Annotated in this window: 24 protein-coding genes and 1 tRNA gene; 22 read left to right on the top strand and 3 right to left on the bottom strand. The window is 66.9% G+C overall.

Features of this window, described 5'->3' with window-relative positions; all coding sequences use genetic code 11:
• The first annotated feature begins 54 nt into the window (after positions 1 to 54).
• From A9977_RS19810 to bamA, 22 genes are all read left to right on the top strand, one after another.
• Positions 55 to 1,053 carry an NAD(P)H-quinone oxidoreductase gene (locus A9977_RS19810; RefSeq protein WP_183026592.1) on the top strand — a complete coding sequence of 333 codons (999 nt, stop codon included), beginning with the start codon at positions 55 to 57 and terminating at the stop codon, positions 1,051 to 1,053.
• A gap of 17 nt (positions 1,054 to 1,070) precedes the next feature.
• On the top strand, positions 1,071 to 1,820 hold the full coding sequence (gene tpiA / locus A9977_RS19805; protein ID WP_183026591.1) for a triose-phosphate isomerase: 750 nt from the start codon (positions 1,071 to 1,073) through the stop codon (positions 1,818 to 1,820).
• A gap of 32 nt (positions 1,821 to 1,852) precedes the next feature.
• Positions 1,853 to 2,260, top strand: a complete 408-nt coding sequence (gene secG, locus A9977_RS19800; RefSeq protein WP_183026590.1) for a preprotein translocase subunit SecG — start codon at positions 1,853 to 1,855, stop codon at positions 2,258 to 2,260.
• A gap of 116 nt (positions 2,261 to 2,376) precedes the next feature.
• A tRNA-Leu gene (locus A9977_RS19795) sits at positions 2,377 to 2,461 on the top strand.
• A 65-nt stretch (positions 2,462 to 2,526) separates the two neighbouring features.
• Positions 2,527 to 2,886, top strand: coding sequence for an NADH-quinone oxidoreductase subunit A (locus tag A9977_RS19790; protein WP_183026589.1), 360 nt, complete (start codon positions 2,527 to 2,529; stop codon positions 2,884 to 2,886).
• A gap of 26 nt (positions 2,887 to 2,912) precedes the next feature.
• Complete coding sequence (locus A9977_RS19785; protein ID WP_140839331.1) at positions 2,913 to 3,395, top strand: NADH-quinone oxidoreductase subunit B family protein; 483 nt, start codon at positions 2,913 to 2,915, stop codon at positions 3,393 to 3,395.
• Positions 3,396 to 3,405: 10 nt separating this feature from the next.
• The gene (locus A9977_RS19780; RefSeq protein WP_183026588.1) at positions 3,406 to 4,017 is read left to right on the top strand and encodes an NADH-quinone oxidoreductase subunit C; all 612 of its coding nucleotides are present in this window, start codon (positions 3,406 to 3,408) and stop codon (positions 4,015 to 4,017) included.
• A gap of 9 nt (positions 4,018 to 4,026) precedes the next feature.
• Positions 4,027 to 5,280, top strand: coding sequence for an NADH-quinone oxidoreductase subunit D (locus tag A9977_RS19775; RefSeq protein WP_183026587.1), 1,254 nt, complete (start codon positions 4,027 to 4,029; stop codon positions 5,278 to 5,280).
• The gene (gene nuoE, locus A9977_RS19770; RefSeq protein WP_183026586.1) at positions 5,277 to 5,813 is read left to right on the top strand and encodes an NADH-quinone oxidoreductase subunit NuoE; all 537 of its coding nucleotides are present in this window, start codon (positions 5,277 to 5,279) and stop codon (positions 5,811 to 5,813) included. The genes A9977_RS19775 and nuoE overlap by 4 nt, the downstream gene beginning before the upstream one ends.
• On the top strand, positions 5,810 to 7,150 hold the full coding sequence (gene nuoF, locus A9977_RS19765) for an NADH-quinone oxidoreductase subunit NuoF (RefSeq protein ID WP_183026585.1): 1,341 nt from the start codon (positions 5,810 to 5,812) through the stop codon (positions 7,148 to 7,150). Before nuoE ends, nuoF begins: the two co-directional genes overlap by 4 nt.
• A 19-nt stretch (positions 7,151 to 7,169) precedes the next feature.
• Positions 7,170 to 9,356 (top strand): NADH-quinone oxidoreductase subunit NuoG, encoded by a 2,187-nt coding sequence (gene nuoG / locus A9977_RS19760; RefSeq protein WP_183026584.1) that lies wholly within the window; start codon positions 7,170 to 7,172, stop codon positions 9,354 to 9,356.
• Positions 9,353 to 10,429, top strand: a complete 1,077-nt coding sequence (gene nuoH, locus A9977_RS19755; RefSeq protein ID WP_183026583.1) for an NADH-quinone oxidoreductase subunit NuoH — start codon at positions 9,353 to 9,355, stop codon at positions 10,427 to 10,429. Before nuoG ends, nuoH begins: the two co-directional genes overlap by 4 nt.
• Positions 10,430 to 10,444: 15 nt before the next feature.
• Complete coding sequence (gene nuoI, locus A9977_RS19750) at positions 10,445 to 10,957, top strand: NADH-quinone oxidoreductase subunit NuoI (RefSeq protein ID WP_183026582.1); 513 nt, start codon at positions 10,445 to 10,447, stop codon at positions 10,955 to 10,957.
• Positions 10,958 to 10,983: 26 nt separating this feature from the next.
• Positions 10,984 to 11,649, top strand: coding sequence for an NADH-quinone oxidoreductase subunit J (locus A9977_RS19745; protein ID WP_183026581.1), 666 nt, complete (start codon positions 10,984 to 10,986; stop codon positions 11,647 to 11,649).
• Complete coding sequence (gene nuoK, locus A9977_RS19740) at positions 11,646 to 11,954, top strand: NADH-quinone oxidoreductase subunit NuoK (protein WP_183026580.1); 309 nt, start codon at positions 11,646 to 11,648, stop codon at positions 11,952 to 11,954. Before A9977_RS19745 ends, nuoK begins: the two co-directional genes overlap by 4 nt.
• A gap of 12 nt (positions 11,955 to 11,966) precedes the next feature.
• Positions 11,967 to 13,997, top strand: coding sequence for an NADH-quinone oxidoreductase subunit L (nuoL, locus tag A9977_RS19735; RefSeq protein WP_183026579.1), 2,031 nt, complete (start codon positions 11,967 to 11,969; stop codon positions 13,995 to 13,997).
• Positions 13,998 to 14,022: 25 nt separating this feature from the next.
• Positions 14,023 to 15,498, top strand: a complete 1,476-nt coding sequence (locus A9977_RS19730; protein ID WP_183026578.1) for an NADH-quinone oxidoreductase subunit M — start codon at positions 14,023 to 14,025, stop codon at positions 15,496 to 15,498.
• A gap of 24 nt (positions 15,499 to 15,522) precedes the next feature.
• Positions 15,523 to 17,010 (top strand): NADH-quinone oxidoreductase subunit NuoN, encoded by a 1,488-nt coding sequence (gene nuoN / locus A9977_RS19725; protein ID WP_183026577.1) that lies wholly within the window; start codon positions 15,523 to 15,525, stop codon positions 17,008 to 17,010.
• A 6-nt stretch (positions 17,011 to 17,016) separates the two neighbouring features.
• Positions 17,017 to 17,325, top strand: coding sequence for a DUF2818 family protein (locus tag A9977_RS19720; protein ID WP_183026576.1), 309 nt, complete (start codon positions 17,017 to 17,019; stop codon positions 17,323 to 17,325).
• A 3-nt stretch (positions 17,326 to 17,328) separates the two neighbouring features.
• Positions 17,329 to 17,907 carry an NUDIX domain-containing protein gene (locus A9977_RS19715; RefSeq protein WP_183026575.1) on the top strand — a complete coding sequence of 193 codons (579 nt, stop codon included), beginning with the start codon at positions 17,329 to 17,331 and terminating at the stop codon, positions 17,905 to 17,907.
• A gap of 22 nt (positions 17,908 to 17,929) precedes the next feature.
• Positions 17,930 to 18,367: a DUF1178 family protein gene (locus A9977_RS19710; RefSeq protein ID WP_183026574.1), complete on the top strand. Its 438-nt coding sequence runs from the start codon at positions 17,930 to 17,932 to the stop codon at positions 18,365 to 18,367.
• 74 nt (positions 18,368 to 18,441) lie between these two features.
• On the top strand, positions 18,442 to 20,850 hold the full coding sequence (gene bamA, locus A9977_RS19705; protein WP_183026573.1) for an outer membrane protein assembly factor BamA: 2,409 nt from the start codon (positions 18,442 to 18,444) through the stop codon (positions 20,848 to 20,850).
• Between the two features lie 111 nt (positions 20,851 to 20,961).
• On the opposite strand, the gene A9977_RS19700 is transcribed toward bamA, so the two are convergent.
• The 3 genes from A9977_RS19700 to A9977_RS19690 form a co-directional block, all read right to left on the bottom strand.
• Positions 20,962 to 21,990, bottom strand: a complete 1,029-nt coding sequence (locus A9977_RS19700; protein WP_183026572.1) for a hypothetical protein — start codon at positions 21,988 to 21,990, stop codon at positions 20,962 to 20,964.
• 125 nt (positions 21,991 to 22,115) lie between these two features.
• Positions 22,116 to 22,796 (bottom strand): response regulator, encoded by a 681-nt coding sequence (locus A9977_RS19695; protein WP_183026571.1) that lies wholly within the window; start codon positions 22,794 to 22,796, stop codon positions 22,116 to 22,118.
• Entirely contained in the window at positions 22,793 to 24,325 is a 1,533-nt protein-coding gene (locus tag A9977_RS19690) for an ATP-binding protein (protein ID WP_183026771.1), read from the bottom strand. Before A9977_RS19690 ends, A9977_RS19695 begins: the two co-directional genes overlap by 4 nt.
• Positions 24,326 to 24,491 lie beyond the last annotated feature (166 nt).

Below are 24,491 nucleotides of genomic sequence, written 5' to 3'. Positions count from 1 at the left end.
TTCCACCGTGGCGCCCGACTCCAATGGAGGCGGGCGTTGCCGTCAGGAAGACCCATGAAAGCCATTGAAATCACATCCTTCGGCGCGCCGGACGTCCTGCGCGCCGTCGAGCGTCCCGATCCCGTCGCGGGCGAGGGCGAGCTGCTGATTCGGGTGGCCGCGAGCGGCGTGAACCGCCCCGACGTGCTGCAGCGCACCGGCAACTACCCGGTGCCGCCGGGCGCCTCCGATCTGCCGGGCCTCGAGGTCGCGGGCACGATCGTCGCGGGCGATGCCAAGGCGCTGGCCGAGGCCGGCCTGGCCGTGGGCGACCGCGTCTGCGCGCTGGTCGCGGGTGGCGGCTATGCCGAGCTGTGCGTGGCCCCGGTCGCGCAATGCCTGCCGGTGCCCGAGGGCTGGAGCGACACCGAGGCGGCGTCGCTGCCCGAGACCTTCTTCACCGTCTGGAGCAATGTGTTCGAGCGCGGCCGCCTGCAGAAGGGCGAGACGCTGCTGGTCCAGGGCGGCACCAGCGGCATCGGCGTGACCGCGATCCAGCTCGCCAAGGCGCTGGGCGCGACCGTGATCGCCACCGCCGGCAGCGACGAGAAGTGTGCGGCCTGCCTGCAGCTGGGCGCGGACCACGCCATCAACTACCGCACCGCCGACTTCGCGGCCGAGGCCAAGGCGCTCACCGGCGGCAAGGGCGTCGACGTGATCCTCGACATGGTCGCCGGTGCCTACGTGGCGCGCGAGATCGAATGCCTGGCCGAGGACGGCCGCCTGGTCATCATCGGTGTCCAGGGTGGCCTCAAGGCCGAGATCAACGCCGGCCTGGTGCTGCGGCGCCGGCTCACGGTCACGGGCTCGACCCTGCGGCCGCGGCCGATCGCCTTCAAGGCGGCGATCGCGCAGGCCCTGCGTGCCAAGGTCTGGCCCCTGCTGGCCAGCGGCGCGGTCAAGCCGGTCGTCCACAGCGTCTTCGCGGCGGTGGGCGAACCCAGCGGCGCGGCGCAGGCGCATGTCCTGATGGAATCGAACCAGCACATCGGCAAGATCGTGCTGACCTGGTAAACGGAACGAACAAGACGATGACGAACAGGAAGCTGATCGCCGGCAACTGGAAGATGAACGGCAGCCTGGCTGCCAATGAAGCGCTGCTCGACGCACTGCTGCAGGGCGTGGGTGCGCCGAACTGCGACGTGGCGGTCTGCGTGCCGGCGCCGTACCTGGCGCAGGTGCAGGCCAAGGTCGCGGGCACGCCGATCGCGCTGGGCGCGCAGGATGTCTCCGCGCAGCCGCAGGGCGCCTTCACGGGCGAGCAGTCGGCCGCGATGCTCAACGAGTTCGGCGTGCGCTATGCGATCGTGGGTCACTCGGAGCGCCGCCAGTACCACGGCGAGAGCGACGAAGCAGTGGCCGCCAAGACCGCCGCCGCACTGGCGCGCGGCATCACGCCGATCGTCTGCGTCGGCGAGACGCTGGCCGAGCGCGAAGCAGGGCGCACGGAAGAGGTGGTCAAGCGCCAGTTGGCGGCGGTGATCCACGTCAACGGCCACTGCATCAGCGAGATCGTCGTGGCCTACGAACCCGTGTGGGCCATCGGCACCGGCAAGACGGCCTCGCCCGAGCAGGCGCAGGGCGTGCATGCGGTGCTGCGTGCGCAACTGCACCATGCGGCCAGCGAGCATGCCGCGGGCATCCGCATCCTCTACGGCGGCAGCATGAACGCGGCCAATGCCGCGGAACTGCTGTCGCAGCCCGACATCGACGGCGGCCTGATCGGCGGCGCATCGCTCAAGGCCCCCGACTTTCTGCAAATCATTGCCGCCGCGCGCTGAGCGCACGGCGTCCCCTTAGGAGTAAACAAGATATGAACCTGGTCCTCAACATCCTCGTCGGCGTGCAGATGCTGACCGCTCTCGCGATGATCGGCCTGATCCTCGTGCAACACGGCAAGGGCGCCGACATGGGCGCGGCCTTTGGCAGCGGCAGTGCCGGCAGCCTGTTCGGTGCCAGCGGCAGTGCCAACTTCCTGTCGCGCACCACGGCCGTGCTGGCGGCGGTCTTCTTCGTGACGACGCTGCTGCTGGCCTACTTCAGCCATGCCCGTCCCTCGGCCGGCGGCAACAGCCTGCTGGAGCGCGCGGCGGTGGGTGCGCCGGCGCCTGGCGCCTCGGGTTCGGCCTCGCAGATTCCGTCGGCATTGCCCGCGCCCGCGGCCCCTGCGTCGGCACCCGCGGCCCCTGCATCGGGCGCGGCTCAGATTCCCGGCAAATAATCTTTGTGACAATGCAGCCTCAAGTGAAAAAGGCTGCATTTCAGGGTAAACTCTAAATCTGCACCGGAAAGCCAAAACCCTCTGGGTTCCTCATGCCATCCGGGCAGCAGAAAACCGCGGTCGTGGTGAAATTGGTAGACACGCTATCTTGAGGGGGTAGTGGCGAAAGCTGTGCGAGTTCGAGTCTCGCCGACCGCACCAAATCTCATCGGCAGGAGTCAGCGCAAAGCAGGCTCTTGTCGATGTCAAGCGGTGATAGAACCCTGATGAACCTCGATTCCTACCTCCCCGTCCTGTTGTTTATTCTGGTCGGTATCGGGGTAGGCATCGCCCCCCAGGTCCTCGGCTACATCCTGGGTCCGAACCGGCCCGACGCGGCCAAAAACTCCCCCTACGAGTGCGGTTTCGAAGCTTTCGAAAACGCCCGCATGCAATTCGATGTCCGCTATTACCTGGTGGCCATCCTCTTCATCCTGTTCGACCTGGAAATCGCTTTCCTCTTCCCCTGGGCCGTGGCGCTCAAGGAAGTGGGTGCAGCGGGCTTCTGGGCGGTCGTGATCTTCCTGGCGATCCTCGTCGTGGGCTTCGCCTACGAATGGAAAAAGGGTGCGCTTGACTGGGAATAGCCGTACAACGGCAACAAGGTACAGCCATGGCCATTGAAGGCGTTTTCAAAGAAGGCTTCGTCACCACCTCCTACGATTCGGTGGTGAACTGGGCCAAAACAGGCTCGTTGTGGCCCATGACCTTCGGTCTGGCCTGCTGCGCAGTCGAAATGATGCACGCGGCCGCCGCGCGCTACGACATCGGCCGCTTCGGCGCCGAGGTGTTCCGCGCCAGTCCGCGCCAGTCCGATCTGATGATTGTGGCCGGCACGCTGTGCAACAAGATGGCGCCCGCTTTGCGCAAGGTCTACGACCAGATGGCCGAGCCGCGCTGGGTGCTGTCGATGGGCTCGTGCGCCAACGGCGGCGGCTACTACCACTACAGTTATTCCGTGGTGCGCGGCTGCGACCGCATCGTGCCGGTCGACGTCTACGTGCCCGGCTGCCCGCCGACGGCCGAAGCGCTGATCTACGGAATCATCCAGCTGCAGCAGAAGGTGCGTCGCACCAACACCATTGCCCGTGCCTGACGGGAACCCCATGACAGCTTTCGCGATCGATCCTGATGTCCTGAAGGACACCATTTCCCTGGCCCTGGGCGACAAGGTGAAACGTATCACCGTGGCGCTCGGCGAAGTCACGCTGGTGGTGAAGGCGGCCGACTACCTGGCCGCCATGCAGCTGCTGCGCGATGCGCCCGGCTGCAAATTCGAGCAGCTGATCGACATCTGCGGACTCGACTACTCGGCCTACCGCGACACCGACTGGGACGGCCTGCGCTACTGCGCGGTCTCGCACCTGCTGTCGGTGAGCCTGAACCAGCGCGTGCGCGTGAAGGCCTTCTGCGAGGACGACGACTTCCCCGTGCTGCCCTCGGTGATGCACCTCTGGAACTCGGCCAACTGGTTCGAGCGCGAAGCCTTCGACCTGTACGGCATCGTGTTCGAAGGTCACGAAGACCTGCGCCGCATCCTGACCGACTACGGCTTCATCGGCCATCCCTTCCGCAAGGACTTCCCCCTGTCGGGTCACGTCGAGATGCGCTACGACGAAGAACTCAAGCGCGTGGTGTACCAGCCGGTGAGCATCGAGCCGCGCGAGGTCACGCCGCGCGTGATCCGCGAAGAGAACTACGGCGGCGGACTGCACTGACGCACTGACATGGCTGAAATCAAGAACTACACGCTCAACTTCGGGCCCCAGCATCCTGCCGCCCACGGCGTTCTGCGTCTCGTGCTCGAGCTCGACGGAGAAGTCGTCCAGCGCGCCGACCCGCACATCGGCCTGCTGCACCGCGCGACCGAGAAGCTGGCCGAAGGCAAGACCTACATCCAGTCGCTGCCCTACATGGACCGCCTCGACTACGTGTCGATGATGTCCAACGAGCATGCCTACTGCCTCGCGATCGAGAAGCTGATGGGCATCGAGGTGCCGATCCGCGCGCAGTACATCCGCGTGATGTTCGCCGAGATCACGCGCCTGCTGAACCACCTGATGTGGCTCGGCTCGCACGGCAACGACTGCGGCAGCTCGACCATCCTGATCTACGCCTTCCGCGAGCGCGAAGACCTGTTCGACATCTACGAAGCGGTGTCGGGCGCGCGCATGCACGCCGCCTACTTCCGTCCGGGCGGCGTCTACCGCGACCTGCCGGACACGATGCCGCAGTACAAGGTCAGCAAGATCAAGAACGCCAAGGCCCTCGAGCGCATGAACGAGAACCGCCAGGGTTCGATGCTCGACTTCATCGATGACTTCACGAAGCGTTTCGTGAAGCACATGGAGGAGTACCACACGCTCCTGACCGACAACCGCATCTGGAAGCAGCGCACCGTGGGCATCGGCGTCATGACGCCCGAGCGCGCACTGAGCCTGGGCCTCACGGGCCCGATGCTGCGTGGCTCCGGCATCGCCTGGGACCTGCGCAAGAAGCAGCCCTACGACGTCTACGACCGCATGGATTTCGACATCCCCGTGGGCAAGACCGGCGACTGCTACGACCGCTACCTGGTGCGCATGGAAGAGATGGTGCAGTCCAACCGCATCATCAAGCAGTGCGTCGACTGGCTGCGCGTGAACCCCGGCCCCGTCATCACCGACAACCACAAGGTGGCAGCACCTGCGCGGGAGTCGATGAAGGGCAACATGGAAGAGCTGATCCATCACTTCAAGCTCTTCACCGAAGGCTTCCACGTGCCCGAAGGCGAGGCCTATGCGGCCGTCGAGCACCCCAAGGGCGAGTTCGGCATCTACCTGGTGAGCGACGGCGCCAACAAGCCGTACCGCCTCAAAATCCGCGCACCCGGCTTTGCGCACCTGGCAGCGCTCGACGAAATGACGCGCGGCCACATGATCGCGGACACCGTGGCCGTGATCGGCACCCTGGACATCGTGTTCGGAGAAATCGATCGATGAGCAATCCCAACACCAGCACCCCGGCGGCCGCGAAGCCGCTGTCCGCCCACGCCCTGGAGCGCTTCGCGCGCGAAGTCGCCAAGTACCCGGCCGAGCAGGCGCAGTCCGCCGTGATGGCCTGCCTGGCCATCGTGCAGCAGGAGCAGGGCTTCGTGAGCCTCGAGAGCGAGAAGGTCGTGGCCGACTTCCTCGGCATGCCGCAGATCGCCGTGCACGAAGTCACGACCTTCTACAACATGTACAACCAGCAGCCCACGGGCCGCTTCAAGCTCAACGTCTGCACCAACCTGCCGTGCCAGCTGCGTGACGGCGCGACCGCGCTCGCGCACCTCGAGAAGAAGCTGGGCATTTCGATGGGTGGCACCACCGCCGACGGCCTGTTCACGCTGCAGCAGAGCGAATGCCTGGGCGCCTGCGCCGATTCGCCGGTGATGCTGGTCAACGACCGCACGATGTGCAGCTTCATGAGCAACGACAAGCTCGACCAACTCATCGACGGCCTGCGTGCCTCGTCGAAGGGAGACGCCGCATGACGCCCGAACAAGTCCTGTCGCAGTTCCAGGCGACCGGTGTCCAGACCTGCTTCCACGATCGCCACATCGGTGCGCAGATCTACGCAGGCCTCGACGGCACCAATTGGCGCTTGGCCGACTATGAAGCGCGTGGCGGCTACCAGGCCCTGCGCAAGATCCTGACCGAGGGCCTGACGCCCGATCAGGTGATCGCCGAAGTCAAGGCCTCGGGCCTGCGCGGCCGCGGCGGCGCGGGTTTTCCGACCGGCCTCAAGTGGAGCTTCATGCCCCGCCAGTTCCCGGGCCAGAAGTACCTGGTCTGCAACTCGGACGAAGGCGAACCGGGCACCTGCAAGGACCGCGACATCCTGCAGTTCAACCCGCACATCGTGATCGAAGGCATGGCCATCGCGGCGTACGCGATGGGCATCAGCGTGGGCTACAACTACATCCACGGCGAGATCTTCCAGAGCTACGATCGTTTCGAGGAAGCGCTGGAAGAGGCGCGCGCCGCCGGCTACCTCGGCGACAAGATCATGGGCAGCACGTACAACTTCCAGTTGCACGCGGCCCACGGCTTCGGTGCCTACATCTGCGGCGAAGAGACCGCGCTGCTCGAATCGCTGGAAGGCAAGAAGGGCCAGCCGCGCTTCAAGCCGCCGTTCCCGGCCAGCTTCGGCCTGTACGGCAAGCCGACCACCATCAACAACACCGAGACCTTCGCGGCGGTGCCCTGGATCATCCGCAACGGCGGTCCGGCCTACCTCGAGTGCGGCAAGCCGAACAACGGCGGCACCAAGATCTACTCGGTCAGCGGCGACGTCGAACTGCCGGGCAACTACGAAGTGCCCATGGGCACGCCGTTCTCCAAGCTGCTCGAACTCGCCGGCGGCGTGCGCAAGGGCCGCACGCTCAAGGCCGTGATCCCCGGCGGCTCGTCGTCGCCGGTGCTGCCGGCCGACATCATGATGGCCTGCACCATGGACTACGACTCCATCGCCAAGGCCGGCTCGATGCTGGGCTCGGGCGCGGTGATCGTCATGGACGACAGCCGCTCGATGGTCGAGTCGCTCAAGCGCCTCTCGTACTTCTACATGCACGAATCCTGCGGCCAGTGCACGCCTTGCCGCGAAGGCACGGGCTGGCTCTGGCGCGTGGTCGACCGCATCCACAACGGTCAGGGCAAGGCCAACGACATGGACCTGCTCAACTCGGTCGCGGACAACATCCAGGGCCGCACCATCTGCGCACTCGGCGACGCCGCGGCCATGCCGGTGCGCGCCATGATCAAGCACTTCCGCCACGAGTTCGAGGCGCTGATCCCTGGCTACGTCCCCAAGACGCCGGCCCAAGCCTGAGCACGAAAACGCGACACATATGGTTGAAATCGAACTCGACGGCAAGAAGGTCGACATCATCGAAGGCAGCATGATCATGCATGCGGCCGAAAAGGCGGGGACCTACATCCCGCACTTCTGCTATCACAAGAAGCTCAGCATCGCGGCCAACTGCCGCATGTGCCTGGTCGACGTGGAGAAGGCGCCCAAGCCGATGCCAGCCTGCGCCACGCCCGTGACCCAGGGCATGATCGTCCGCACCAAGAGCGAGAAGGCCATCAAGGCCCAGCAATCGGTGATGGAGTTCCTGCTCATCAACCACCCGCTCGACTGCCCGATCTGCGACCAGGGCGGCGAATGCCAGCTGCAGGACCTGGCCGTGGGCTACGGCGGCTCGACCTCGCGCTACGAGGAAGAGAAGCGCGTGGTCTTCCACAAGGACGTGGGCCCGCTCATCAGCATGGAAGAGATGAGCCGCTGCATCCATTGCACCCGCTGCGTGCGCTTCGGCCAGGAAGTGGCCGGCGTGATGGAGCTGGGCATGATCCACCGCGGCGAGCATTCCGAGATCACGACCGTGGTCGGCGAGACCGTCGACTCCGAGCTGTCGGGCAACATGATCGACATCTGCCCGGTCGGCGCGCTCACCAGCAAGCCCTTCCGCTACAGCGCCCGCACCTGGGAGCTGTCGCGCCGCAAGTCGGTGAGCCCGCACGACTCCACCGGTGCCAACCTGATCGTCCAGGTCAAGAACAACCAGGTGATGCGCGTCGTCCCGCTCGAGAACGAAGACGTCAACGAGTGCTGGATCGCCGACCGCGACCGCTTCTCCTACGAATCGCTCAACAGCGACGAGCGCCTCACGCAGCCCATGCTCAAGCAGGGCGGCCAATGGCAGACCGTCGACTGGCAGACCGCGCTCGAGTACGTGGCCAACGGCCTGCGCCAGATCAAGACCGACCACGGCGCCGCCGCGATCGGCGCGCTGGTGAGCCCGCACAGCACGGTGGAAGAACTGGCCCTGGCCGGCGCGCTGGTGCGCGGCCTGGGCAGCGAGAACATCGACCACCGCCTGCGCCACGCCGACTTCACGGCCAGCGCCGGCGTCCGCTGGCTCGGCACCTCGATCGCCTCGCTGTCGAACCTGCAGCGCGTGCTGGTCGTGGGCTCGAACCTGCGCAAGGACCATCCGCTGTTCGCGCAGCGCATCCGCCAGGCCGTGCGCAAGGGAGCCGCCGTGAGCGTGATCGCCTCGGCGAACGAGCTCGCATCGCGTGACGCCTGGGCCCTGTCGCTGGCCGGCGTGACGAACGTGGCCGCCGACGGTTGGCTGCAGGCCCTGGCCGACGTGGCCAGCGCCATCGGTGCCGAGAAGGGCGTGGCCGCACCCGCCGCAGGCCACGCCACCGACGAAGCCAAGGCCTTCGCCCAGTCGCTGATCGGCGGCGAACGCAAGGCCATCCTGCTGGGCAATGCCGCCGCGCACCATGCGGACGCCTCGCGCCTGCTGGCGCTCGCGCAGTGGATCGGCACGCAGACCGGCGCCAGCGTCGGCTACCTCACCGAAGCCGCCAACACCGTCGGCGCGCAGTGGGTCAACGCGCTGCCAGGGCAGGGCGGTCTTAACGCCGGCCAGATGCTGGCGGGCGGCCTCAAGGCCGTGCTGCTGCTCAACAACGAACCCGAATTCGATTCGGCCGCCGGTGCTCGCACGGCCGCCGGTCTGGAGCATGCGCAGATGGTCGTGACGCTGAGCCCTTTCAAGGCCAACCTCGCGATCAGCGACGTGCTGCTGCCGATCGCGCCCTTCACCGAAACGCCGGGCACCTTCGTCAATGCCGAAGGCCGGATCCAGAGCTTCCACGCGGTGGTCAAGCCGCGTGGCGAGGCGCGTCCGGGCTGGAAGGTCCTGCGCGTGCTGGCCAACCTGCTGGGCGTGCCGGGCTTCGATTTCGAGACCGCACAGGAAGTGCTGGCCAGCGTGCGCGGCGCCGATGCCGTGACGCACGTGGCGGCCGAACGCCTGAACAACGAAGCGCCCGCGAACCTCGACCTGGCCGCACCGGCCACGGCCGCGGCCGCGCCGGTGACCGCCTCGATCTACCAACTGGACGGCCTCGTGCGCCGTGCCACGTCGCTGCAGTTGACGGCCGACGCACGCGGGCGCCATGCGGCGACCGGTGTCCGTCCCGGCCCGCATCCCGCGGTGGAAGAGGTGGCGGCATGATCGATTCGATCTTCAACTTCGGCCAGGGCCTGATCTCGGCCCATTGGTGGACCGTGGGCGGCTGGCCAGTGATCTGGGCCCTGATCAAGATCATCTGCGTGCTCGCGCCGCTGATGGGCGCGGTCGCCTACCTGACGCTCTGGGAGCGCAAGCTGCTGGGCTTCATCCAGGTGCGCCACGGCCCCAACCGGGTCGGCCCGCTGGGCCTGCTGCAGCCGATCGCCGACGCGGTCAAGCTGCTGACCAAGGAAATCATCAGCCCGACGGCCGCCAGCCAGGGCCTGTTCCGCCTCGGCCCGATCATGGCGATCATGCCGGCGCTGGCCGCCTGGGTCGCGATCCCCTTCGGTCCCGAAGCGATCCTCGCGAACGTCAACGCGGGCCTTCTGCTGATCATGGCCATCACCTCGATCGAGGTCTACGGCGTGATCATCGCGGGCTGGGCCTCGAACTCGAAGTACGCCTTCCTGGGCGCGCTGCGCGCCTCGGCCCAGATGGTGAGCTACGAAATCGCGATGGGCTTCTGCCTGGTCGTGGTGATCATGGTCACGGGCAGCCTGCACCTGGGCGACGTGGTCGCGGCGCAGGGCAAGGGCATGGGCGCCGACATGGGCCTGGGCTTCCTGTCGTGGAACTGGCTGCCGCTGCTGCCGATCTTCGTGGTCTACGTGATCTCCGGCGTGGCCGAGACCAACCGCCACCCCTTCGACGTGGTCGAAGGCGAAGCCGAAATCGTGGCCGGCCACATGGTCGAGTACTCGGGCATGGGCTTCGCGATCTTCTTCCTGGCCGAGTACGCCAGCATGTGGCTGGTGTCGATCCTGGCCGCGCTGATGTTCCTCGGCGGCTGGCTGTCGCCGATCGGCTTCCTCGACTTCATTCCGGGCTGGATCTGGCTGGGGATCAAGACCTTCTTCGTGGTCTCGCTCTTCATCTGGATTCGCGGCACCTTCCCGCGCTTCCGCTACGACCAGATCATGCGTCTGGGCTGGAAGATCTTCATTCCGGTCACCCTGGTGTGGCTGCTGGTGGTCGGGGGCTGGATGCAGACGCCCTGGAACATCTGGAAATAAGCGGAGAAACACACGATGTCTTCAGCTGTTGCTGCTTCCTCCTTTTCGGTCAAGGACTTCCTCAAGAGCTTCATGCTCACGGAACTGTTCAAGGGCATGGTCCTGACGGGTCGCTACGCGTTCCGTCGCAAGATCACGGTCCAGTTCCCCGAAGAAAAGACCCCGCTGTCGCCGCGCTTCCGCGGCCTGCATGCACTGCGCCGTTACGAAAACGGCGAAGAGCGCTGCATCGCCTGCAAGCTCTGCGAGGCCGTGTGCCCCGCGGTCGCGATCACCATCGAGTCCGAAGTGCGTGACGACGGCTCGCGCCGCACCTCGCGCTACGACATCGACCTGACCAAGTGCATCTTCTGCGGCTTCTGCGAAGAGAGCTGCCCGGTCGACTCGATCGTCGAAACGCACATCCTCGAGTACCACGGCGAAAAGCGCGGTGACCTGTACTTCACCAAGGAAATGCTGCTCGCCGTGGGTGACCGCTACGAACCCGAGATCGCGGCCAACAAGGCCGCCGACGCGAAATACCGTTAACGGCAGACGCCCCAAAGAAAAAATCCATGGACGTCAAGACTGGCTTCTTCTATCTGTTCTCGCTGGTGCTGCTGTTCGCGGCCTTCCGAGTCATCACCGCGCGCAACCCCGTGCATGCGGTGCTCTACCTGATGCTCGCGTTCTCGCAGGCATCGGCCGTGTGGCTGCTGCTGCAGGCCGAGTTCCTGGCCATCGTGCTGGTCCTGGTCTACCTGGGCGCCGTGATGGTGCTGTTCCTGTTCGTCGTGATGATGCTCGACCTCAACATGGACAGCCTGCGGCAGGGCTTCTGGCGGCACTTCCCGCTGGCGGCGCTGATCGGCGTGGTGATCGCGCTCGAGATGGCCTACGTGCTCATGGGCGGCTTCCGCGGTCAGCCGGCCGCGACGCAGGCGGCCATGACGGCCGGCGGCTCCAACACCAAGGCGCTCGGTATCCTGATGTACACCGAGTACCTCTACCCGGTGCAGATCGCGGCCGTGATCCTGGTCGTGGCCATGATCGCCGCCATCGCGCTCACGCTGCGCCAGCGCAAGGACACCAAGTTCATCGACGTGGGCGACCAGATCCGCGTGAAGTCGCGCGACCGCCTGCAGCTGGTCAAGCTCGACGCGACGCAACCCGCGCCGCCGCCTGCGCCCGCGCCCGAACCGGCCCCGACGGCCGCTGCCGCTCCGGAGAAGAAGGCATGACTCTGACCCTCCCTCATTTCCTGTCGCTCGGTGCGATGCTGTTCGCGATGTCGGTCGTCGGCATCTTCCTGAACCGCAAGAACCTGATCGTGCTGCTGATGTGCATCGAACTGATGCTGCTGGCGGTCAACATGAACTTCGTGGCCTTCTCGCACTACCTGGGCGACATGCACGGCCAGATCTTCGTGTTCTTCATCCTGACGGTGGCCGCGGCCGAGTCGGCCATCGGGCTGGCGCTGCTGGTGCTGCTGTTCCGCAACAAGTCGAGCATCAATGTCGACGAACTCAACACGCTCAAGGGATAAGAAGACTCGACCATGAGCGCAACCCTCTCCGCATCCACATTGCTGGCCGTTCCGATGGCGCCGCTGGTCGGCGCCGTGCTGGCGGGCCTGTTCGGCACGAAATTCGGTGGCAACCACATCGGCCGCAAGATCACCCATTCGCTGACCATCCTCGGCGTGCTGGTGGCCTTCATCATTTCCGCGATGACGCTCAAGAGCGTGGTCGTCGACGGCGCGCGCTTCAACGCCACGCTGTACGAATGGATGGTCGTCGGCGGCCTGAAGATGGAAGTCGGCTTCCTGGTCGATGGCCTGACCGCCATGATGATGTGCGTCGTGACCTTCGTGTCGCTGATGGTCCACATCTACACCATCGGCTACATGGAAGAAGACGAAGGCTACAACCGCTTCTTCTCGTACATCTCGCTCTTCACCTTCTCCATGCTGATGCTCGTGATGAGCAACAACATGCTGCAGCTGTTCTTCGGCTGGGAAGCCGTGGGCCTGGTGTCGTACCTGCTGATCGGCTTCTGGTACAACAAGCCGACCGCGATCTTCGCCAACATGAAGGCCTTCCTGGTCAACCGCGTGGGCGACTTCGGCTTCATCCTGGGCATCGGCCTGATCGCGGCCTATGCCAACACGCTGAACTACGGCGAGGCCTTCGCCAAGGCCGACGAACTCGCCAAGCTGAGCTTCCCGGGCACCGAGTGGATGCTCGTGACCGTGATCTGCATCTGCCTGTTCATCGGCGCGATGGGCAAGAGCGCGCAGTTCCCGCTGCACGTCTGGCTGCCGGACTCGATGGAAGGCCCGACCCCCATCTCCGCGCTGATCCACGCCGCGACCATGGTCACGGCCGGCATCTTCATGGTGGCGCGCATGTCGCCGCTGTTCGAGCTGAGCGACACGGCCCTGAGCTTCATCCTCGTGATCGGCTCGATCACCGCGCTGTTCATGGGCTTCCTGGGCATCATCCAGAACGACATCAAGCGCGTGGTCGCGTACTCGACGCTCTCGCAGCTGGGCTACATGACGGTCGCGCTGGGCGCCTCGGCCTACTCGGTGGCGGTGTTCCACCTGATGACCCACGCCTTCTTCAAGGCGCTGCTGTTCCTCGGCGCGGGCTCGGTGATCATCGGCATGCACCACAACCAGGACATCCGCTGGATGGGCGGCGTGCGCAAGTACATGCCCATCACCTGGATCACCTCGCTGCTGGGCTCGCTGGCGCTGATCGGCACGCCGCTGTTCTCGGGCTTCTACTCGAAGGACAGCATCATTGAGGCGGTGCACGAAAGCCACCTGTGGGGCGCCGGCTTCGCGAACTTCGCCGTGCTGGCGGGTGTGTTCGTGACCGCCTTCTATTCGTTCCGCATGTACTTCCTGGTCTTCCACGGCAAGGAACGCTACGACCAGAACCCGGACGCGCACCACGACGATCACCATGGCCACGACGACCATGGCCACGGCCATGACGCCAAGCCGCACGAGTCGCCCTGGGTGGTCTGGCTGCCGCTGGTGCTGCTGGCGATCCCCTCGGTGGTGATCGGCTACTTCACGATCCAGCCGATGCTCTACGGCGACTTCTTCAAGGACGCGATCTTCTTCAATCTCGACAAGCACCATGCGATGCGCGAGATGGCCGAAGCCTTCCACGGCCCCTGGGCGATGGCGGTGCACGGCCTGACGACGATGCCTTTCTGGCTGGCGCTGGCCGGCGTGGTGCTCTCCTACTACATGTACATGGTCAACCCGGCGCTGCCGGCCGCGATCAAGCGCGCCTTCGGCCCGGTCTACCGCCTGCTGGAAAACAAGTACTACCTCGACTGGATCAACGAGAACATCGTGGCGCGCGGCGCCCGGGCCCTCGGCACCGCCTTCTGGAAGGGCGGCGACCAGGCCGTCATCGACGGCGCGATCGTCAACGGTTCCTGGAAAGCCATCGGCCGCCTCGCGGGCGTGGTGCGCTGGTTCCAGTCCGGCTACATCTATCACTACGCGTTCGCCATGCTGCTGGGCATCTTCGTGCTCATGACGTACTTCGTATGGTTCAACAAGTAAGCGCTCTCGCTGGAGAAAAAGAAAAATGGGTTTGTTGAGCCTTGCCATCTGGGTGCCGATCGCGTTCGGCGTCCTGCTGTTGGCCTTCGGTCGGGACGATCGCGCGAACCTCGTGCGTTGGACCGCTTTGATCGGTGCCCTCGTGAGCTTCGCGGTCACGGTGCCGCTCTACACGCGCTTCGAACTCGGCACCGCGTCGATGCAGTTCGTCGAGAAGTTCAGCTGGATCCAGCGCTTCAACGTCAACTACCACCTCGGGGTCGACGGCCTGTCGCTCTGGATGGTGCTGCTGACCTCCTTCATCACGGTGATCGTGGTGATCTCGGCCTGGCAGGTGATCACCGAGCGCGTGAACCAGTACATGGGCGCCTTCCTGATCCTCTCGGGTTTCATGATCGGCGTGTTCGCCGCGCTCGACGGCATCCTGTTCTACGTGTTCTTCGAAGCCACGCTGATCCCGATGTACCTGATCATCGGCATCTGGGGCGGCCCGAACAAGATCTACGCGGCCTTCAAGTTCTTCCTGTACACGCTGCTCGGCTCGCTCCTGATGCTGGTCGCGCTGATCTACCTGTACAACAAGTCGGGCGGCAGCTTCGACATCCTGAGCTGGCACCGGCTGCCGCTGGCGGGTGGGGCGCAGAGCTTCCTGTTCTTCGCCTTCTTCGCCGCTTTCGCGGTGAAGGTGCCGATGTGGCCGGTCCACACCTGGTTGCCCGACGTGCACGTCGAGGCGCCCACCGGCGGCTCGGCCGTGCTGGCCGCGATCATGCTGAAGCTGGGCGCCTACGGCTTCCTGCGCTTCTCGATGCCGATCGCGCCCGATGCCTCGCGTGAATGGGCCTGGCTCATGATCGCGCTGTCGCTGATCGCCGTGATCTACGTCGGCCTGGTGGCGCTGGTCCAGCGCGACATGAAGAAGCTGGTGGCCTATTCGTCGGTCGCCCACATGGGCTTCGTGACCCTGGGCTTCTTCATCTTCAACGACCTCGGCGTCTCGGGCGGCATCGTCCAGATGGTTGCGCACGGCTTCGTGTCGGCCGCGATGTTCCTGGGCATCGGCGTGCTCTACGACCGCGTGCATTCGCGTGAAATCGCCGACTACGGCGGCGTGGTCAACACCATGCCCAAGTTCGCCGCCTTCGCGCTGCTGTTCGCCATGGCCAACTGCGGCCTGCCGGGCACCGCCGGTTTCGTGGGCGAGTGGATGGTGATCCTGGGTGCCGTCAAGGCCAACTTCTGGATCGGCCTCGGTGCCGCCACCGCGCTGATCTTCGGCGCCGCCTACACCCTGTGGATGTACAAGCGCGTCTACCTCGGCCCGGTCGGCAACGACCACGTCAAGGAGCTCAAGGACCTCAATGCCCGTGAATTCCTGATGATGTCGCTGCTGGCGATCGCCGTGCTGTGGATGGGCCTCTATCCCAAGCCTTTCACCGACGTGATGGACGCCTCCGTGGGCAACCTGCTGCAGCACGTCGCCAAGTCGAAGCTGCCCTGAGTCCACGCTGAACAAGAGAACGAGATGATTGACAAACTCAGCTGGATGGCGATTTACCCCGAAGTGGTGCTGCTGGTCATGGCCTGCATCATTGCGCTGGTGGATCTGTCGACCACCGGCGCCCGCCGCACCCGTACCTACATCCTCACGCTGCTGACGCTGGCCGTGGTGGCCTTCCTTACCGGCATGGCCGCCGTCCATGGCCAAACTGTCTACGGCTTCGGCGGCATGGTGGTCAGCGACCCGATGGGCAACTGGCTCAAGTGCTTCGCCAGCGTCGCGCTGATGGTGACGTTGGTCTACGGCCGTCCCTACGCGGCCGACCGCGGCATGCTGCGCGGCGGCGAGATGTTCACCCTGAGCATGTTCTCGCTGCTGGGCATGTTCGTGATGATCTCGGGCAGCAACTTCCTGCTGATCTACCTGGGCCTGGAACTGCTCACGCTGTCGAGCTACGCGCTGGTCGCGCTGCGGCGCGAGAACGCGGTCGCAAGCGAAGCCGCCATGAAGTACTTCGTGCTCGGCGCGATGGCCAGCGGCTTCCTGCTCTACGGCATGTCGATGATGTACGGCGCCACCGGTTCGCTGGACATCAACGAGGTGTTCAAGGCCGTCGCGAGCCGCAAGGTGGACCACCAGGTGCTGGTGTTCGGCCTGGTGTTCATCGTGGCCGGCCTGGCCTTCAAGGTCGGCGCCGCGCCCTTCCACATGTGGGTGCCCGACGTCTACCAGGGCGCGCCGACCGCGATCACGCTGGTGATCGGCGCCGCGCCCGAACTGGCCGCCTTCGCGATCATCATCCGCCTGCTGGTCGAAGGCCTGCTGCCGCTGGCGATCGACTGGCAGCAGATGCTGGCGGTGCTGGCCGTGGCCTCGCTGGTGGTGGGCAACCTGGCCGCCATCGCGCAGACCAACCTCAAGCGCATGCTGGCTTACTCGACCATCGCGCAGATGGGCTTCATGCTGCTGGGCCTGGTGGCGGGCGTGGTCAACGGCAACACCTACAACGCCCAGTTCGCCTACAGCGCGTCGATGTTCTACGTCATCACCTACGTGCTGACCACGCTGGCGAGCTTCGGCATCATCCTGCTGCTGGCGCGCGAAGGCTTCGAGAGCGAAGAGATCACCGACCTGGCCGGCCTCAACCAGCGCAGCCCGCTGTATGCCGGCGTGATGGCGGTGGCGATGTTCTCGCTGGCCGGCCTGCCGCCGCTGGTGGGCTTCTACGCCAAGCTGGCCGTGCTCCAGGCGCTGATCGCGTCGGGCCAGGCCATCTACATCGGGCTGGCGGTGTTCGCGGTGATCATGTCGCTGATCGGCGCCTTCTACTACCTGCGCATCGTCAAGGTCATGTACTTCGACGCGCCGGTGACGGCCACCACCGTGTCGGCACCGCGCGACGTGCGCTTCGTGCTGACGCTCAACGGCGCGCTGATCCTGATCCTGGGCATCGTGCCCGGCGGCCTGATGACGCTGTGCGCCCAGGCCATCGTGGCCACGCTGGCCAACTGACCCGGCGTGTCGCAAAGCGCCTCGGTCTGGCTGGTGCTGCTGCTCGCGCTGGCGGCGGCCAACCTGCCTTTCGTCAACGAGCGGCTGCTGGCACTGGTGCCGGTGGGCGCGGCCGCGAAGAAGTCGCTGGCGGTGCGCCTGGCCGAACTGGTGCTGCTCTACTTCGTCGTGGGCGGCATCGGCCTGCTGTTCGAGCGCCGCGTGGGGCAGATCGCCCCGCAGGGCTGGGAGTTCTATGCGGTGACAGCCTCGCTGTTCATCGTGCTGGCGTTTCCGGGCTTCACCTGGCGCTACCTTCTCAAGCACAGGAACTGAGCCATGGATGAATCGCATCTGAAGGAAGAGGGCATCGCCAGCGAGTCGCTGTTCGAGGGCAACTTCCTGCATGCCAAGCGCGACACCGTGCGCCTGCCCGACGGCCACACCGCCACGCGCGAGTACGTGATCCATCCCGGCGCGGTGGTGGTGGTGCCGCTGCTCGACGACGGCCGCATCGTGCTGGAGCGCCAGTACCGCTACCCGGTGCGCCAGGTCCTGACCGAATTCCCGGCCGGCAAGCTCGATGCGGGCGAGGACCCCCTGGTCTGCGGCCAGCGCGAGTTGCTCGAGGAGACCGGCTACACCGCCCGCGAATGGGCCCGGGCCGGCCTGATGCACCTGGCGGTCGGCTATTCGACCGAGATCATCCACATCTACTTCGCGCGCGGCCTGGTGCTGGGCGAGCGCCAGCTCGACCATGGCGAGTTCGTCGACGTGTTCACGTCCACGCCGCAGGAACTGTTCGACGGCTGCCGCGACGGCAGCGTGACCGATGCCAAGACGCTGACCTGCGCCATCTGGCTGCAGAACGTCCTGTCCGGCGCATGGACGCTCGACTGGTCCGCAGCGGCAAGTTGAGACCCCGGCCGATAATGCGCGCATGAAGGTTCTAGACCTGCAATGCGCACATGGCCACGGCTTCGAAGGATGGTTCGCGTCCAGCGAAGCCTTCGAGTCGCAGCTCGCGGCCGGCCTGGTCGCGTGCCCGATCTGTGCCGACACCGCGATCACCAAGCTGCTGTCGGCGCCGCGCCTGAACCTGAGCGGCGCCACCGCGCCCGCACCGGCCGCCCCGCAGACCCCCGCCGTCGATTCCCCCGAGGCGCGCTGGATGCGTGCCGTGCGCGAGGTCATGGCCAAGACCGAGGACGTCGGCGAGCGCTTCGCCGACGAGGCGCGCAAGATGCACTATGGCGAGACCGAGGAGCGCGGCATCCGCGGCCAGGCCTCGCCCGAGCAGGCCGAGGCGCTGCGGGAGGAGGGCGTGCCCTTCGTCTCGCTGGTGCTGCCGGCGGCGCTCAAGGAAAGCTCGCACTGACCGTTTGAGGCGCGGGCCGCCATGGCCGGCGTCTTCTCCCAGATTTCTCCGCAGTCGCTCCCGATCATGCGGGCATGTGCCTTTTCCATTCGCGCCTGACGCGCACCGTCGCCGTCATGGCCTGCACCTGGGCCTGCTCCGCCGCCCAGGCCGTCGAACCTTTTGCGGTGCGCGACATCCGCATCGAAGGCCTGCAACGCGTCGAGCCCGGCACGGTGTTCGCCACCATGCCGCTGCATGTGGGCGACACCTACAGCGACGAACGCGGCTCGGCCACGATCCGCGCGCTGTTCGAGCTGGGCCTGTTCAAGGACGTGCGGCTCGACGTCAGCGGCAACGTGCTGGTGGTGATCGTGGAGGAGCGCCCGACCGTGGCCGACGTCGACTTCGTCGGCACCAAGGAATTCGACAAGGCGGCGCTGCAGAAGGCGCTGCGCGAAGTTGGCCTGGCCGACGGCCGCCCCTACGACAAGGCCCTGACCGACCGCGCCGAGCAGGAGCTCAAGCGCCAGTACGTGAGCCGCAGCCTCTACAACGCCGAGGTCGTGACGACCGTCACGCCCATCGAGCGCAACCGCGTGAACCTGACCTTCACCGTGACCGAAGGCGAGCCGGCGCGCATCCGCGAAGTGCGCGTGGTCGGCAACAAGGCCTTCAGCGAATCGACGCTGCTGAGCCTGTTCGACCAGGACAGCGGCGGCTACCTGAGCTGGTACACCAAGTCCAACCAGTACTCGCGCGCCAAGCTCAACGCCGACCTGGAGACCTTGCGCTCCTACTACCTCACGCGCGGCTACCTGGAGTTCCGCATCGATTCGACGCAGGTCGCGATCTCGCCCGACCGCTCGGACCTGACGGTGACCGTGAACGTGACCGAAGGCGAGAAGTTCGTGGTCGCGGGCGTGAAGCTCGACGGCAACTACCTGGGGCGCGAGGAGGAGTTCAAGTCGCTGGTGACGATCAAGCCGGGCCAGCCCTACAACGGCGAGCAGCTGACGGACACGACCAAGGCCTTCACCGACTACTTCGGCACCTTCGGCTACGCCTTCGCGCGCGTGGAGGCGCAGCCCGAGATCGACCGCACGAACAACCGCGTGACGCTCACGCTCAAGGCCGAGCCGTCGCGGCGCGTGTATGTGCGCCGGGTGAGCATCGGCGGCAACAACCGCACGCGCGACGAAGTGATCCGGCGCGAGTTCCGGCAGTACGAAGCGTCCTGGTACGACGGTGACAAGATCAAGCTGTCGCGCGACCGGGTCGACCGCCTGGGCTTCTTCACCGACGTGAACGTCGAGACGCAGGAAGTGGCGGGCTCGCCCGACGAGGTCGACCTGGTCGTGACGCTGGTCGAAAAGCCCACCGGCAGCCTGCAGCTGGGCGCCGGATTCTCCAGCAGCGAGAAGGTGTCGCTGACCTTCGGCATCACGCAGGAGAACGTGTTCGGCTCCGGCAACTACCTGGGTCTGCAGGTCAACACCAGCAAGTACAACCGCACGGTGTCGCTGACCGCCACCGACCCGTACTTCACGATGGATGGCATCTCGCGCACGCTCAACGTGTTCCAGACCTCGACGCGGCCCTATTACGAAGCCGACGGCAACTACAAGCTCGTGAGCGAGGGGGGCTCGGTCAAGTTCGGCGTGCCCTTCGGCGAGGTCGACACCGTCTTCTTCGGCATCGGCCTCGAGCGCTACCGCTTCACGCCCGGCACCAACGGCACCTACACGGTGGTGGATGGCGTGTCGGTCTACACCGCGACGCCGCAGGCCTACCTCGACTACTTCCAGTGCACGGGCACCGTGCCCAGCGTGAGCTGCGCCCGGGACAGCATCCTCGGCGTGCCGCTCACCGTCGGCTGGGCGCGCGACGACCGCGACAGCGCGCTGGTGCCGACCCGCGGCCGGCTGCAGAGCGCGAACCTGGAACTGGGCGTGGGCTCGGACTTGCGCTACCTCAAGAGCACCTACCAGTACCAGCAGTACTTCCCGTTGAACAAGCAGTACACCTTCGCCATCAACGGGCAGCTGGGCTATGCGCGCGCGCTGGGCGGCACCGCGTTTCCGATCTTCAAGAACTTCTATGCGGGCGGCCTGGGCTCGATCCGCGGCTTCGAGCAGAACGCGCTGGGTCCGCTCGACAGCGTGACCCAGGGCGCGCTGGGCGGCACCAAGAAGGCGATCTTCAACGCCGAACTGAGCACGCCGTTCCCTGGCGCGGGCAACGACCGCACGCTGCGCCTCTATTCCTTCTTCGACGTCGGCAACGTGTTCGCCGACCGCACGCCGGGCCTCACCGACGCGCAGTGGAAGGCCCAGCAGAGCCTGCGCGCCTCGGTGGGCCTGGGCGTGAGCTGGATCTCGCCGCTGGGGCCCTTGCGCCTGGCCTATGCGGTGCCGATCCGCTACCAGCGGCTGGACGAAGCCAACGGCATCGTGGCCGACCGCACGCAGAAGATCCAGTTCCAGATCGGCACCTCGTTCTAAGCGGGCCGCGCGGCGCTCAGGGCAGCAGGTCGAGCAGCCGGCCGATCAGGTGCGCGAGGGCCACCAGGGCCTGCCACACCGCCTCGAGCGCGCGCAGGAAGTCCATGCGGCTCAGAGCAGGTTGGCGAGCGCGCTGCGCGTGGGCGCCGGCGGCTGCACGTCGAGCGCGCCCTGCAGCTGGCAGAGCAGCGCGATCCAGCCGAGCGCGAGCGAGCCGCTGGCGCTGCTGAGCTGCTGCGAGTACAGCAGGAACTGCTGGTAGCGCTCCAGCACCTCGAGTTCGGAGGCCTGGCCGTCACGCTGCCGCGCCACCGCCGCGTCGAAGACCACCCGCACCTCGGCGGCCCGGGTGTAGAGCGCCGCGGTGCTGGCGCGCTGCGCCTCCAGCGCCTCGATGGCGTCGGCGATCTCCTCCTGGGCGCGCGCGACGACCAGCGAGAAGTTCGCCTCCGAGGCCTGCCGTTGCGTGGGCGGGCTCACGTCGCGCAGCGCGCCGGCCAGCGCCACGTCCTGGCGCTGCATCAGCCAGTCGTCGGCATCGCGCTGCGGCAGCGGTGCGTTGAACTGCGGCATCCGGTGTTGCGCGAGGGCCGGCGCGACCACCTCGGTGAGCGTGGCGGCCGGCATGCCGCACAGCGCCGACAGCAGCGCGATCGATGCATCGCGGCGCGCACGGATCGTGGCGGCGGCACGGTCGGCGTCGGCCAGCCGGACGCCAATCAGCGCGCGGTCGGCGTCGCCCGCGGGCCCGGCCTCGACCAGCGGCAGCTCGCGCCGCGCCGCGGCCGAGGCTTCGCCGATCAGGTCCAGGCCGATGCTGTCGGCCTGCAGGCTCACGTAGGCCGCCGCGACCTTCATCTCGGGCGGCAGCGCGGGCGCATCGCCGGTGAGCAGCAGGCGGCTGCCGGTCGTCGAGGCCGTCGCATGCCGGGCCGCGAGGATCAGCGTGCCCAGCGTGTCGTCCTGGAAGCCGCGCCACCAGCCGTCGCCGGCCAAGGGCGATGGCGCCGGTGCCGCGGCAGGGGCGTTGCGCACCATCGCGCCGGGTTCTCGCAGCGACGGTGCGCGGCTCAGGTTGGCCTGGGCGCCGATGGCCATCGACAGGCCCATCAACGCCGCGAAGGGCAGCGAGGTCTTCATGGCCGTGCGCGGCCGATCGCCCGCATGCAATCTCCGGGGTTCATCCTTCGGCTCCTGTGTGGTGAAGCCTTCACTGTGGCCACCGAATTCGGAGGAATGTGGGAAGCGGCGCGCGGGCCCGGGCTTCAGCGCGCGGGCGCTTCGAGCGAGAAGCCGATGCCGTAGACCGAGCGGATCCAGTCGTGGTCCGGCGAGGCGGCGCCGAGCTTGCGGCGCAGGTTCTTGATGTGGCTGTCGATGGCGCGCTCGGTCACGTCGTCGACCAGCTCGTAGGCCAGCTCGAGCAGCTGGCCGCGCGAGAAGATCCGGCCCGGATGGCGCGCGAGCGCCTGCAGCAGCCGGAACTCGCGCCGCGTGAGCTGCATCGGCAGGCCGTGCAGGCTCGCGTTCCACTCGGTCTCGTCGAGCACCAGCGGCCCCTGCGTGCTGGCGTGCGGCGCGTTCGCGGCGGTGCGGCGCAGCACCGCGCGCACACGGGCCACCACCTCGCGCGGCGAGAAGGGCTTGCAGATGTAGTCGTCGGCACCCAGCTCCAGGCCGATCAGCCGGTCGATCTCCTCGGCGCGCGCGGTCAGCATGATCACGGGCGCCTGCGTGCAGGCCCGTGCACCGCGCAGCACGCCCAGGCCGTCGAGCCCGGGCAGCATCACGTCGAGCAGCGTGAGGTCGGGCGGATCGGCCTGGATGCGTTCGAGCGCCTGCTGGCCGTCGGCCAGGTGCTCGGTGTCGTAGCCGTCGTGGCGCAGGTAGTCCCGCAGCACCGAGGCGATGTCTTGCTCGTCTTCGACGATGAGGATGCGGGTCATGGGTGGGCGCTCAGGGGCAGGGTGATGCGGATGCGCAGCCCGCCCAGGGGCGAGTGCGAGGCGTCGATGGTGCCGCCGTGGGCTTCGACGAGGGTGCGGCATATCGACAGCCCCAGCCCCGAGCCGCCGGTCTCGCGGCTGCGCGAGGCCTCGCCGCGGAACAGGCGCTCGAACAGGCGTGGCATCTCGTGGGCCTGCGGGCCAGGCGCGCTGTCGTCGAAGCGGATCTGCAATCGGGCGCCGGCGCCGCTGCCCTCGATCGCCGCGTTTACGCGCAGGTTGCCACCGGCGTCGGTGTAGCCCAGGCTGTTCTCGAGCAGGTTCATGAAGACCTGGTGCAGCCGTGGCGCATCGCCGTCGACCGCGGGCTGCATGGTGAGCGCCGCGAGCTGGCTGCTGTCGAGCACGAGGCCGCTTTGCGCGAAGCGCCCGCGCATCATCTCGACGGCCTCGGCCAGCAGGGCCAGTGGATAGATGGGCGCGAAAGCCGCGCCGGATGCATGCGGTCCGTGCGGCTCCGGCTCGCGCATGCTGCTGCGCAGGTCGTCCACCAACTGCCCGAGCCGCATCACCTGGCGGTGCAGCCGCAGCGCGGTGCGATCGTCGAACTGGCGCACGCCGTCCTGCAGCGCCTCGATCTCCGCGCGCATCGCCGCCAGCGGCGTGCGCAGTTCGTGGGCCACGTCGGCCAGCCAGGTGCGGCGCGAGGTTTCGACGGTGTCGAGGCGCTCGGCCATCGAGTTGAAGGTCTGGCCCAGCATCGCGAGTTCGTCGTTGCCGCGCACGGCCACGCGCGTGTCGAGCCGGCCGCGTGCGATGTCCTGCGCGCCCTGCGAGAGCGCGTCGATCGGCTGCAGCCAGCGGCGCGTGACGAACCACGACAGGGCGAGTGCGAGCGCCAGGCCGACCAGGCCGGTGAGCGCGATGAAGCCCGCCTGGCGCGCGAGGAAGGCGCGGTCGGCCTGGCTCTCGAGCACCTGGGTCGGTGCCAGCACCAGGTAGCCGACGGTGTGGCCCAGGTGCCGCAGCGGCAGTCGCGCGGCCGAGGCCAGGTCGACCCTGGCGCCGGCGACATGGGTGCCCGCGGCATCGGTCACGCCCAGCCGCTGGTAGATCGCGTCGTTCCCGCCGCGCGGCCCCTCGTCGGGCGAACGGCCGCGCAAGAACAGGGGTTCGAACGGCGGCGGGCCTTCGGCCGCGGCGCCCCCATCGGCCGGCAACCGGCGGTCGTACCAGCGCGGCAGCCGGCGTTCGCCCGCGAACGGGCCGGACAGCGCATGCTCGCCCCATTGCAGCCGTATCCAGGCCGACCGATCGGCACGCAGCGGCTCCCAGCTGCCGTCGCTCGCGTACTTCTTCTGCAGCGCCTCGGCCAGCCAGTCCATGCGCCGGACCTCGATCTCGGCCACGTAGGGGCCCAGCCCGCGCTGCAGGCCGACGATCGAGAAGGTGGTGAAGATCAGCAGCAGCAGCGCGAGCAGCGTCGCCATCGCCATGAACACCTTCTTCGACAGGGTCAGGCGTGGCAGGACGGAAGCAGGGCGCAAGGCGGAGGGAGCGGAAGGGTTGGGAGCCGGTCGGGGCCGAAGCGACCGCGCCGTGGTGGGCAGATCGATCATGCGGGCACTTCTCGGAGAAATCTGGGAGAAGCAGGCGGTGCGCTCAGGGGATGCGGCAGCCCGGCCGCAGGGCGAC

This window comes from Variovorax sp. UMC13 (assembly GCF_014170375.1).
Taxonomy (GTDB): Bacteria; Pseudomonadota; Gammaproteobacteria; order Burkholderiales; family Burkholderiaceae_C; genus Variovorax.
Note: the sequence above shows the minus strand (reverse complement) of the source record. Positions and strands in the feature narration are given on the sequence as shown.